General features: G+C 35.8%; 14 protein-coding genes and 1 pseudogene. 1 reads left to right on the top strand and 14 read right to left on the bottom strand.

Annotated features, from left to right (window positions below):
* The 3 genes and pseudogenes from OPS21_RS01025 to OPS21_RS01015 form a co-directional block, all read right to left on the bottom strand.
* Nucleotides 1-930 (bottom strand): patatin-like phospholipase family protein, encoded by a 930-nt coding sequence (locus OPS21_RS01025; protein ID WP_264336316.1) that lies wholly within the window; start codon nt 928-930, stop codon nt 1-3.
* Between the two features lie 322 nt (nt 931-1252).
* A pseudogene (locus OPS21_RS01020) lies at nt 1253-1639 on the bottom strand (patatin-like phospholipase family protein); the annotation flags it as partial.
* 4 nt (nt 1640-1643) lie between these two features.
* Nucleotides 1644-1868: a hypothetical protein gene (locus OPS21_RS01015; protein ID WP_264336781.1), complete on the bottom strand. Its 225-nt coding sequence runs from the start codon at nt 1866-1868 to the stop codon at nt 1644-1646.
* 196 nt (nt 1869-2064) lie between these two features.
* Here OPS21_RS01015 and OPS21_RS01010 point away from each other — a divergent pair, with 196 nt between their 5' ends.
* Complete coding sequence (locus OPS21_RS01010; RefSeq protein WP_265027660.1) at nt 2065-2544, top strand: ankyrin repeat domain-containing protein; 480 nt, start codon at nt 2065-2067, stop codon at nt 2542-2544.
* On the opposite strand, the gene OPS21_RS01005 is transcribed toward OPS21_RS01010, so the two are convergent.
* The 11 genes from OPS21_RS01005 to OPS21_RS00955 all read right to left on the bottom strand — a co-directional run bounded on the left by OPS21_RS01005 (nt 2481) and on the right by OPS21_RS00955 (nt 11756).
* A complete protein-coding gene (locus OPS21_RS01005) occupies nt 2481-3476 on the bottom strand; it encodes a phage late control D family protein (protein WP_264336318.1) in 996 nt (331 codons plus the stop codon). The genes OPS21_RS01010 and OPS21_RS01005 overlap by 64 nt on opposite strands.
* Before the next feature lies 1 nt (nt 3477).
* Nucleotides 3478-3684 carry a tail protein X gene (locus tag OPS21_RS01000; protein ID WP_265027753.1) on the bottom strand — a complete coding sequence of 69 codons (207 nt, stop codon included), beginning with the start codon at nt 3682-3684 and terminating at the stop codon, nt 3478-3480.
* Nucleotides 3668-4078: a phage tail protein gene (locus OPS21_RS00995; RefSeq protein WP_264336320.1), complete on the bottom strand. Its 411-nt coding sequence runs from the start codon at nt 4076-4078 to the stop codon at nt 3668-3670. Before OPS21_RS00995 ends, OPS21_RS01000 begins: the two co-directional genes overlap by 17 nt.
* A 3-nt stretch (nt 4079-4081) precedes the next feature.
* Nucleotides 4082-6262 carry a phage tail tape measure protein gene (locus OPS21_RS00990; RefSeq protein WP_264336321.1) on the bottom strand — a complete coding sequence of 727 codons (2181 nt, stop codon included), beginning with the start codon at nt 6260-6262 and terminating at the stop codon, nt 4082-4084.
* Between the two features lie 112 nt (nt 6263-6374).
* Entirely contained in the window at nt 6375-6626 is a 252-nt protein-coding gene (locus OPS21_RS00985; RefSeq protein ID WP_015588509.1) for a phage tail assembly protein, read from the bottom strand.
* Nucleotides 6627-6642: 16 nt separating this feature from the next.
* On the bottom strand, nt 6643-7143 hold the full coding sequence (locus OPS21_RS00980) for a phage major tail tube protein (RefSeq protein WP_065094343.1): 501 nt from the start codon (nt 7141-7143) through the stop codon (nt 6643-6645).
* 14 nt (nt 7144-7157) lie between these two features.
* Nucleotides 7158-8315: a phage tail sheath subtilisin-like domain-containing protein gene (locus OPS21_RS00975; protein ID WP_208571641.1), complete on the bottom strand. Its 1158-nt coding sequence runs from the start codon at nt 8313-8315 to the stop codon at nt 7158-7160.
* A 15-nt stretch (nt 8316-8330) separates the two neighbouring features.
* Nucleotides 8331-8888 (bottom strand): hypothetical protein, encoded by a 558-nt coding sequence (locus tag OPS21_RS00970; protein ID WP_208571640.1) that lies wholly within the window; start codon nt 8886-8888, stop codon nt 8331-8333.
* 6 nt (nt 8889-8894) lie between these two features.
* Nucleotides 8895-10370, bottom strand: coding sequence for a coiled-coil domain-containing protein (locus OPS21_RS00965; RefSeq protein WP_264336322.1), 1476 nt, complete (start codon nt 10368-10370; stop codon nt 8895-8897).
* Nucleotides 10367-10552: a hypothetical protein gene (locus tag OPS21_RS00960; protein ID WP_174517025.1), complete on the bottom strand. Its 186-nt coding sequence runs from the start codon at nt 10550-10552 to the stop codon at nt 10367-10369. Before OPS21_RS00960 ends, OPS21_RS00965 begins: the two co-directional genes overlap by 4 nt.
* Nucleotides 10553-10559: 7 nt before the next feature.
* Nucleotides 10560-11756, bottom strand: coding sequence for a hypothetical protein (locus OPS21_RS00955; RefSeq protein ID WP_264336323.1), 1197 nt, complete (start codon nt 11754-11756; stop codon nt 10560-10562).
* Nucleotides 11757-11772: the final 16 nt, after the last annotated feature.

The raw sequence follows: 11772 nt of genomic DNA, 5'->3' as shown, positions 1-11772 counted from the left end.
TTATGATACTACTGTACAGAATTTATCTATTGCTTTTTGATTACATTCAATCATCATTTGTGCTTCTTTTTTTAAACACTTGATATTTTCGTATGTTGTATTGTCCATCTCCGTTGATGCTACTTTTAGCTGCGATTGAATTCTGATATAGCTATTGTTAATAATCTGGTCTAGCTGATAATTTACACAATCTAGTCCAGAGGCAAACATTACGTTTATCAATGGCCTAATCCAGGATATTTTGCCAAGTCTTTTCGATCTGAGGTATTTAATGGAATGAGACGATCTGCCAGTGCCGATGGACAGAAGTACTACATCATCGTTAGGAAATAGCTTTCTGCTGCTTGCATAGCTACATGCTGCTGGATTATTGGCAAAAACTCCTCCATCTATTAATACCATTTCCTTTTGGTTGATTTTTAAATATTTAGGTGCAAAGTAAGTAGGTGCTGCAGTTGCTGCTCTTAATACATCCCTTAATTTAATAAAATTTCTATCCTCTTTCCAGCTTTTGAAGAAAAATGGGCAATTATTGTGAATATCGTAACTCGTAATCAACACATTACTTAAAGTGTTTTTAAGGATATCATCGCCAAAATATTTATGAAGTACATGTTCAATATTTTTACTGGGGTATTGTGCACCGTTAATCCAAGAAAATATTGATCTTCTTAGAAATGAAGACTTAAAAATATAAGGTCCGTACTCCTGATAAAGATTAACCAAGTCATCAGCTGAATATTGTAGCTTTCCTTTGCTATCTTTTTTACATAATCCTGCTACAATAGTACCACCAGTTGAAGTACCCACCAATAAATCAAAAATTTGAGAAATAGGTTTACCCGTTTTTTGCTCTATTTCGGATAATATCATTGCTGGAATAATTCCTCTTATTCCACCACCATCAATTGAGAGAATATATTTTGTCATTTGTACTAAACTTTAGATGTTCTTGAGTATCTTTATTACCTGGTTACTCAAAATTGCTGCTTGTTTTATAAGAGACAGATTCGCTGAACGTATAACTGATGCACTGCCTCTCACATTGACTTTAACAGAGTTGCTTAGTAACTTTGTAAAACAATTCTCATAAAACTAAGAAGGCACAGTAAAAAATTAGTGTAACTGTTTATAAGTACGCCACACAAACTGAAAGTACTTATAAATAGTTACACTAGTTTATAGAAGGTATCAGCCTAAATTAAAACTTTTTGTTATTTTTTATTCTTTTTAGCTAAATAATTTGTTGACAATAAAGACGGTATCTGGTGAGCAGTAGATTACTCGCAACATCGGCCATAGTACTTTCACCAAAGTATTTGTTGAGAATAAATTCCATATTTCTATACGAGTACTGAGAACCACTCAGCCAAGAAGCAATTGATTTTCTCCAAAATGATGATTGAAAGATATATGCTCCATACTCTTGGTAAAGTTCAACCAAATCATTGGCAGAGTATTGAAGTTTATTGCTTTTACAAAGTCCAGCAACAATAATCCCACCGGTTGAGGTGCCTGCCATTAAATCAAAAATCTGGGAAATTGGCTTTTTTGTCCTAGATTCAATTTCTGCTAGAATAATGGCAGGAATTATTCCTCTGATTCCACCTCCATCAACAGATAAAATATACTTTGCCACTTTTTTATTTTTGTCTCTGCTCAAGTTCATTAACTTCCTCAGCAAGGTTTTTGACCCTTTCTTCAAGGCGATAGATGATTTCTGTAGTCCTTTGATTTTGTTCTATAAACCTGTCATGCATGTGCACTCTTAAGTCGAGCTTGGCCAGCCACCAGATCAATCCTATTGTTTGTATCACCATAGTAGCAATTACTGCTACAGGGATCTTTCCTGTACTTTGGTTTTTCATCTTAAAGTTTCCTTGCATAAAGAGCTGCGTATTGATATATACAAGATTCATCAAAATTACGTCCAAAAAATTTTTTCTAAATAAAGTTAATTGGTTGCACTAAACAAGCGATGCAAATAATATAAGAGACATGAAATCTAGCCTTTTTCAAAAGTTATTAATAAATTCGATAATACCAATAATATGTGCTATCTTTTTGTTTCAGCACTTTAAACCTTCAAAAAACATACCAATAAAAAATAAGGCAAATGGCAATGATCTGGAAACATTGTCTACTGCAGCTGAAAAATGTAACTTAGATACTGTAAAATCCTTAATAAAAGTGGTAGATATCAATGCTACTCATCATTTTGGCGCAACATCATTACACTATGCTACAAGCGGAGGTTGCTTAGAAGTTGTAAAATTCCTAATTGAAGAAGGCATTGATATAAACACTACAGATGCTTTTAGCTGGACATCTCTGCACTATGCTGCACGAAAAGGACATCTAGAAATTACTAAATTTCTACTGAAAAATGGAGCAAATCCTCTCGCTAAAAACAAAGATAAAAAAATTCCTTTAGATCTTGCTGTAGAGGAATTAAACAATAATAAAGAAAAAAAAGAGATCTATGAGGAAATTATCAATTTACTTTCTCGTGCCTCCATAACTGCTGTTAATGTAGTACGATAACCCAGGTTATCAATTACATGCTCAGCCTTATTTATTATCCATTTGCCATAAACTCCTTTGCGAAATCCAGAAAGATTGATCTTGGCTTCAGCAAATAACTCAGGTTTGCCTGGCATTGTGATATTTAGTGTTGCTGCACTACTCATCAGCTGATTTAACTTCGCAGAGGCTGCACTACGGGCCAAATCACTACTTGCATAAATATCTCGTAGAATATAGCTTGGCTCCTGATCACCTATTTTCTCTGTTATAGTTTCTGCTTTCTCATAATCATACCAGTAAGCAATAACAGAGCCATATTGATTACGCTCATTAAATCTTACTTTCCAACTTGTAATATCTGCAGGTGTTAAAGTAGTGGTGCTTAAAGTTTTTCCTGTAACTGATTTTGCTTTTCCTTTTGGAACAAAAAGTAAATACCCTCCTGCAGGTTTTGCTATTGCCCCATAAATTTGAGCAAGCCTGGTTAAAAAATGCATATCGCTTTCTGCAGTCTGATCAATATGTGATATAATAATGTTTGCAAACTCTGCAGCAACTTTAGCTTGATAGCCATGTTTACTCGCAATTTGCTCTACCAAGTCATTTAAAGTAATTTGATGCCACTCATTAAACACTTGTTCCTTTAAGGACTGTTTCAGATCTGCTGCATGACTTTTAATCTTTAGCGCCTGTGGTGAACCTTGTACCGTAATTTCATTTACTATGTAATCTCCCATTGGCATAATACCAATCTCTTTATACCCAAGTAAAATATTCAGCTTTGCTCCCGTTGTAGGAATCTCAAATAATGAATCTCGATCATCAAGATTAATTACAGCAGTATCACTTATTACTCCAGCTTCATCAGTAATATGCATTGATACCAAACGACTTTTTACCAATTCAGTGATGGAAATTCCTTCTACTGAAATACTAAATTCTGGTGTCATTTTAATCCCATAGTTTTACTACTTGCTTTTGTATTGCTTTTTGAATAACAGGAAGTTTAATGGTTAAGCCTGCAGGAAGAAGTTCATACTCTGCAAGTCCAGGATTAGCTCTTAACACAACCTCAACTGCCTCAGAGCTGAATCCATAGTGCTTCCAGCAGATTAAATCCAACATATCGTTTTCCTTAGTCTTATAATACATCATTATCAAGTTGTATATCGTCAATGGGATTATTTAGTGATCCGTCTGACAGCACGTTATCGTAGTGTTTCAAGCTTAAATGAAACTCAATCTTTCTTGGTTCACCGTTTGGAAAAAAATATTTCTGTGTTTCTTCTATTTTCACGATAACAAAATGGCCTAAAACGTTACCTTGGCCATCGATAAGTAAAAAAGGTTTTGAAGAATTTCTCATATTATTTATTTGCTTCAGCCCGCCTGCATAGACCACTCCAGCAAGTTCAATAATATCTTCTCCAGGGCCAATGCTTTGAAGTAATGGCTTTTCCCCGATACGGTCAAGTGCAGGCCAGCGATATTCATTTCTGCGTGTAAACCCTCGCTCAGTTAATGAAAATCTATATGGACCAAGAGATAGCATAATTCAATTTGTATCGTAAAGTGCTCCGCTAAATTGTTCTCTAATTCGCTCCATTACTTCGTCAGTAATACTACGTGCATCTTGTCCAGGGCTTGGATGAATATTGATACTGAAATGATTATTTTGCGTTTTATTCTCTAAAGTCTTACTGTGTGCTGCAATTGGATGTTTAAGAGAATTGCTTATAACATTATTTACAGACCTAACTTCTAGTTTAGCCTCATTTCTTTTATTCCACAGATTACTGATTGTTCTAAAAGGTTGAGTAATATTATTCCAAAATTTTCCTACCCAATCAGAAAAAGATTTCCATACAATTTTTACCGATTCCCAGATAGTAACAAAAAAGTTCTTTACCACTTGCCATTTGGTAATGATCAGAGTTGCAGCAATAGCAAGACCGCCAATAAAGAGTCCAATAGGATTACTCATTACAGCAATTGTCAACGCTTTAAATCCAGCAATTACCGCTGGAAAAACTGCAGAAGTAGAATAAAGACCTATTTTTACTAAAGTAATGACAGATGCAAACATTCTCCAAGTAGACAAAAGAGCAAAAGTAGTACCTTTTACAAAAGTCCAGGCGTACCCAAGAGATATGGCTGCTATTTTAATGCTAATCAACGCTGTAGTAGTACTCATGATTACTGTAGTCAATACTGGATATTCCTTGGCATAAAGTGCTACTTGTGTAGTTGCTGACCTCAGAAGATTAACAGTAAAATTTAAAGGTGGTAATAATACAGAACCAAGATTCATTCCTACTTCTGCTATTGAATTCTTAAGTAGCTGAAGATTATTTGCTGTAGTATTTGCTCTATTTTCAAACTCTCTTTGCATTGAGCCCTTATATTCCCCGTTTATTAATCGTAAAGATTTTTTGTACTCGTCAAGACTACCAATGAGTAGTGCTATATCGTCTTGATATTCAAGACCAAAGAGATCAAAAAGAACGCTAGAACGTTCTTGCTTACCTAGTTTTGCAATTGTTTCTAAAAACTTAACTAATGTGCCTTGTGCATTCTTGCCAATTGCTTTTTCAAATTCCTTAGCATTTATTTTTAGCTGCTGAAAAGCTTTTTGAAAATTGCCACCTTGCTTACTTGCTGTTTGCAACTTACTGAGCATCGCATTAATTGCTGTACCTGCTTTTTCGGGGGTCTTACCAAGACTAATGAAGCTACTTGCTAAAGCTCCCGCTTCTACTGCAGTTAAGCCAAATTGCCTTGCTGTACCACCGATTCTGTTTAATGCAGGAACAATGTCTTTAGCTTTTGCTGCAGTGTTATCAGAGATATGGTTTATTGCATCACCAATGCCTTTCATTTCACCAATTTCAATTTGATAAATATTAGAAAGTTTAGCAATAGCGTCTCCTGCTTCTTCTGCTGACATATCAAATGCAGTTGCCATTTTGGCCACAGTGTCTGTAAAAGTCGTAAGATCTTTAGCTTTAATACCAAGTTGACCACCACTTGCAGTAATTTGCGCAAGTTCTGCCGCAGATAGCGGAATTGTACGCGACATTTCCTTTAATGTTTCCCCAAGTTTTGTTAAGCCATTTACATCTGTATCTTCAAACTTTACAACTTTCTTTACATCAGCCATGGCACTCTCAAAACTAATTGCAGCCTTAAGTGGTGCTGCAAGGGTGAGGCCAAGTGCCACAGCATCCATCATTTGAGCTTTGAAATTTGCTCTTTGTGCTAAAACTCCTTTACGTTTTTGCATTACGGAATTTAAAGCTGTATAGTTATTTTTAAGCTTTTCAATAGAAGAGCCAAGTTTAACTTGATCTCCAATAAGAGATTTTATATCTCTACCACTTTTACTGAACTCCGTGCGTAAATGGTGGAGAGCACTTCTTTTTTGTAAATAAGCTGTTTTAGCTTTCAGTGCTGCAGTTTTAGACCTTGTAAACTCGTTTTGCAGGCTCTTACTTGGTGCTCCTGTATTTTTTATCTGCTGAGCAAGAGATTTTGTTTTTATTTCTAGTTCATTCCAAGAACGCCTAGCAAGCAGAGCATCGTGGCTTAATTGTTTAAACTTGAATACTGATTTACTTGATGATTCAAGTTGTTTTATCGTACTACCAATACGAGAAAGTTGCTTCGTGCTACCTGCTATCGTACTATTAAAACTGCTTTGCAGTGTTGCTCCAATTACTATAGAAATTGCCTTCATTTGTATAATTTTCCGCTACTTTCAAACCAAGTAATAAATTCTTCAATATCCATATCAAGCCACTGATTGATTCCACCACCAACCATTGAGCTAAGTGATAATATGCTCAACCTCAATTCTTCTGCTGAGACAAAAAACCTTGTAACGTTTCTTGAATCTTATTGTAGTCTGCTAAATCAAATTCTTCTACTGCTTCTCTTGAAATACTTGCAAGATTTGCAATCAGTGCTACTTCTTTCTCTGCATCGCTATTACCCATACGTTCAACAGCTAAACGATCTCGAACTTTTGGACGGCGTAGAGTTAGCTCTGAAACTAAAATTCCATCGATTTTTATTGGTTCAGTTAATTTAATTTTTTGCATTGTTTTACCCTTTTAGTTAAATTCCTAAAGCTGTGCGCATAGAAGTCATTTGATCAACACCATCGATCTTGCGAATCATATTCTCAGCGTCAATTTCAATCAATTCTCTGCCATCAATGGTAAGCTTATAATAGTTGGCAGCAATTATACATTTTAGTGTTGCTTTTTCAGCAGCCTTCCAGTTACCAAAATCAAGTTCCTTAAAGAGCCCTCTTAAGTTAATTACTACTGATTCGGCATCACTACTTCCCTGCAAACCTCCTCTTAAAGTAAGAGAAACAGCATTATTGTTTATCAATCCGAAAAGTCTAAAGAGCTCAGAGTCATATTCAGAAAAAGTGAAATCTGCTTCAAGCTTTTCCATGCCCATATCAATATTTATTGGAATATCCATACCACCAGCTCTGTATTCTTCTGTTTTTATGGTAAGTTTTGGCAAGGTTACTTCATCTATTTTTCCTGCATAGCCACGACCATCAACAAATACGTTAAAATTCTTTAGGATCTTTGGTAACATCTCTCTTTCTCCTTTTACAATATTGCGCCACTCACAAGGTGTGACCTGAAAGTAATCTGTTCAGCTGGATATGGTGGCGTGAACTCAAAATCAAAAGACACTTTTCCGCTTGCAATATTTGTTGGTGTATTGAGCTCTGGAGTTGCATAACATTTTCCGCTAATAATCGCCCCTTGCGCTTTTAAATTTGCAAGATAAGAATTTACCCCCTCAATCACATCATCTATATAAGTTTTGGTAATATTGCGATCAACTGCCCATAAATGAGCTCGAAGTAGACTATCGTTGATTAAATCTGCAGTCCTTCTCACTGACAAAAAAGCCCATTTTGAGTCATTTGAACATGTTCTATTTCCCCAAAGCCTATAGCCATTTTGATGAATTATCGTTGTTACTTCATTTTCATTCAAGTGGTTTGCTCTACAATTTATATTACCGAGCGTAAAATCAATAGGCCTGCTTGTTCCAACAATACCATTTATCTCTTTATTTGAAGGTGAGTGCCAGAAGCCTTGCTCGCTATCTATCTTAGCTATTAAACCAGCTACAAATGAACTTGGAGGGAGAATTTCTTCTTTTCCTTCAATAAAAACCTTAACCCACGGATCAACAACATAAACTCTTGAGCTGCCTACACTTTTTCTCCATTTTATTGCTTCTTCATCATTGGTATTTGGTCCATCTGCTACTATTATTGCTCTTAGCTTTTCTGCTATAGGAATTAAAGCGCTAACCACTGGATTTCCAGCATCTCCAGATAATTGATGAGTAAACTGAGGTGCAATTAGTATTCTTGGCGCAACATGAACTATGCTTTCACTGCTTAAGAACGCTTGAATTCCCTGATATTCTCCAGTTTCTTCGTTAACTCCACCAATGACATTGCTGAGCGTCTCTTCTACTTTCTCCTCAACTCGAATAACTACTACTGTTGCACCAATTTGGGAAAAAATTGCATTAATAGCTGAAGGCAAAGTCCCAGATTGACCAAGTTTTGCTGCTTCTTTTAAGCTTCCTGCTATTAATATTGGTTTATTTAGTGGAAACTTTTGCCCGTCAGCATCAGGTGCAGTACCAATTACTCCAATTACCGATGATTTAGCTGTTCGTACTGTCCTCGCTCCTGAGGTAACCTCGATAACATTTACTCCATGTAGAAACTGTTCTGTCATTTCTTTTTCCCCTTTTCAACTTTCTTGCATTTTTTGTTTACAATTATCTAGCAAAGTTTGCAGCTCTTCCTTACTTTTAGCTTCACCGATTTCCCTTTCAGCTATATCCACCAATTCTTCGCACTTGATTATTGCTTTTTTCGCTCTTTTTGCTTTTTCCTGAATTATTCTTGCCATTTCTACTACTGAAATTCCTCGGACTTTTGCTAATGGCTCTATAATTTCTGCATCTTTTTTGTCTATAGATTCTGGTGCTGCTAAAATGTTCTCTGCGGCTTTTGCTTGTATTTCGTACGACTTAGACTTCTGATGAGAATATCCTGCGTATTGGTGAGTATAGTTATCATAATAAGCATGAAGATTAGAAAGTGCAGAAAACTTCGCATTTTGTAGTAACTCCAATTCAATATCTTCTTGATTCCGCTGAGCAATTTTGCCTCCTTCTGTTAAACAATAGCTTTTTTGCCAATCAAAATCTTCTGGTGCTTCATACCAATCATTTTCAGTTGGCTTGCTTTCAAGTGTTGTTGTTTCTACTTGTTTATCATTTTCAAATCTAATGTAGATAGACATTGTTTGTTACCTCCAAATCTCATACGTGTTAGATAATCCTGGACATTGCCAAGCTTTTAGCGTTCTCTCCACATCTACTTCAAGTCCTGTAGTTAGAACATTGCTACGTATGTTATAAATCCCCCACTGAATAAATTGACCATAGTTGTGTACATAATTTGATGCAAGCATACCTTGACTAACTTGTGTTCTGGAATACAGGTAAGATGATGTGTAAAGTAATATTGCAACTGTTTTTCCTGCTGGAATCTCCACATTACCAGATCCAGCTAATTTGCTATCAGAACTCGTGTATTGGTAAACATTTTTCCATATTATTCTTGAAATTCTTGATTTATTAGAATTGGTATTATCTGGTGTTCCCACAAATAATCCTGCTCCCCCATACTCCGTACTCGAATACGATGATCCAACAAATTCCATTGTCTTATTTATGTTCACATTGGTTGTATTTTTTACAAATACTACTCCAAGTGCAGCATACGGGTAATAGTATATCTCATCATAACTACCCGAAAAACTTTTTGTGCATAACTCTCCGTAAATAAATGTTCCTTTACTTCCCTCTATAAAACTTAGTTGTCTTGGCCGATAAAAACTAACGTAATCTGTATTGTACGTATGGCTACCTGCTAGTAGTTGTAACATATAGTCAGTTTTTGTTATATCACTACTCCACTTTCCAAGCTCTGTCGTAAAAGTTCCGTGGCCAAAATAATTATTTTTTCTGCCAAGTACACCAAATAAGAAAGGTAATGACCCTGGTTCAACCATGTTGCGCTTTCTTATTTCATTTATAAGAGACACTTTTAACTGTTCATCCCGAGTTTTTACCTCATTTATCAGGGATGTTTTTAATTGGTTATCACGAGTTTCTATTTCCCCAATAATTGATGAGCCAGGTGGTACATTATTAACAGCACGAAAATCTTCTACTAAACCTTTAAGACCATCTTTATGACTGTTACTAATGCTATTTATTGCTGCAATATTGGCATTCTTTCTCGTATCAAGTAGCGATATATGTGAATCTGATGATGCTTTTAAAGTGTTTAAGGAATTATCCCTAAGCTTGTTAATTTCATTGACAGAATCTGTTTTCGCTTCAGTTATTGCAGATATTGAATTTTCCTTATTGCTATTTATGTCACTTAAGTGCGTCCTTGCAGCGCTCAAGAGTTCTTTTAACTTACCATCTGTCATCTGTACAATTTCAGAAACCGCACTTTTGTCGATTATTGATTCCAGTGCTTTAGCAAGATATGCTAGTTGATCTGGTGTACTACTTCCTGCTAAATCTTTAAGCCTTCTCTGTAGTGCATCAATTATCTCTTTTACTTCAGTTATTTGTACAATGTCAGCAATAGCTTTTTTATCTGCTATCAATTCCAGCGATTTTGCAAGATATGCCAGTTGATCAGCCGTGCTATTTGCTGCTAAATCCTTTATCCTTTGCTGTAATGCTTCTATTGCTTCTTTCATTCCCAAAAATTCAAAAAAGTTTCAAATCTAAATCGTTCAAAATTATTTTTAAGTTCATCTTCTCTTTCACTCATATCTTCATCTATCTTTTCTATGGCTCTGCGAATACGTACTACATCTTCTACAGCTATGTTCTCTGGATGCGGCAAAGGATATCCTCGTTTGGTTTGATCAAAAGTCATTTAAATTTTATGTTACTATTACTCTGAGATTTTTGACTTTAGGACGATAAATAACCGTTCCACTTAAAACTAATTTTATCCTTGTCTCATTAGCATTAAAATTTGTCAGCACATGAGTTCTCTCTACCCAATTTTCTCCAATTGGTTTTCCTGATGTTAAATTTACTAATTGCCAATCACTGTTGCTTTTTTGTACATAAGCTTTAACATCTGCAGTGCCAGGTATCAGCGCATCGTACGTTATGGTGATTTTAGTATTAGCTCCTGCTGTAATACTTCTTGTAACATAATCTCCTTTTTCCCCTATATTACCCATAACTAGCTGTAACCCAGGATATAGCACTGGACTTTTTTCTCGCCCTCCTTTTAGGCTTGCCTTTACTGTTAGCTCTCCAGATAGTCTTTCACGCAGTGCAAGTGGCAAATTATCAGACAAAAAGTTCTCTTTTCCCTCTTCATCTGTTAAGATAAATTCCACATTGGTATCAAATGCTACTTTTTCGACGTTCGTCAAAACAATTAAATCTGAAGTATTGGTTGCTGTAACTTTTCCCAGATCAATAACGTGAGAATTTTCGCTAAATTTTGCAGCCAAAAGCCGAAACGTTAAATCTAAATTTTGATGTGGAGTCCAGGTGCTTGCATTGCTTGATGAAAGTAATACTCCTACTTGATATGGCTGGCTTGTTACCCAACGGCTATTTACTGCATCATATTTGCCAAGTTCTGCTATTTTTACTGCAGTATCTGCATCATCAGTAAGTAGTACTATTGCATACTCCTCTCCTGCATGGCAAAACACTGGTGACCACTCTATACGTGTTGCTGTGCCATCTATCTTTATATCTTTTGGCTCAATATAGCTTTCAGCAATGACAGTTTGCGAGGGCACTCCCACTGCTGTTTCTCTAATCTGCACAACAACACGTTTTTTGCCTTTATTTACAAACCATAGTTCCACGCCTCCTATGTGCCTACTTTCATTTAGAGTAAATGTTTGCGCTAAAGGATCAACTCTTCTTGCTGCGATAACTCTTCTTCTTTCCTCTATGGTAATTGTTTTTTTACCAGTATAAGTTGCTTCTCCATAACTGCCTTTATCACCGAAGAACTGCACTAACTTAGTCCCAGCAGGAATGTTTCTTGGTACAGTAAATCTTCCTTTTATTTTTCCTCTGTTATCAGCAATAAATGTTGCGATCATGTTTTTCTTTCAAATA

Source organism: Wolbachia endosymbiont (group B) of Chorthippus parallelus, from assembly GCF_947251815.1.
Lineage (GTDB): Bacteria > Pseudomonadota > Alphaproteobacteria > Rickettsiales > Anaplasmataceae > Wolbachia.
Note: the sequence above shows the minus strand (reverse complement) of the source record. Positions and strands in the feature narration are given on the sequence as shown.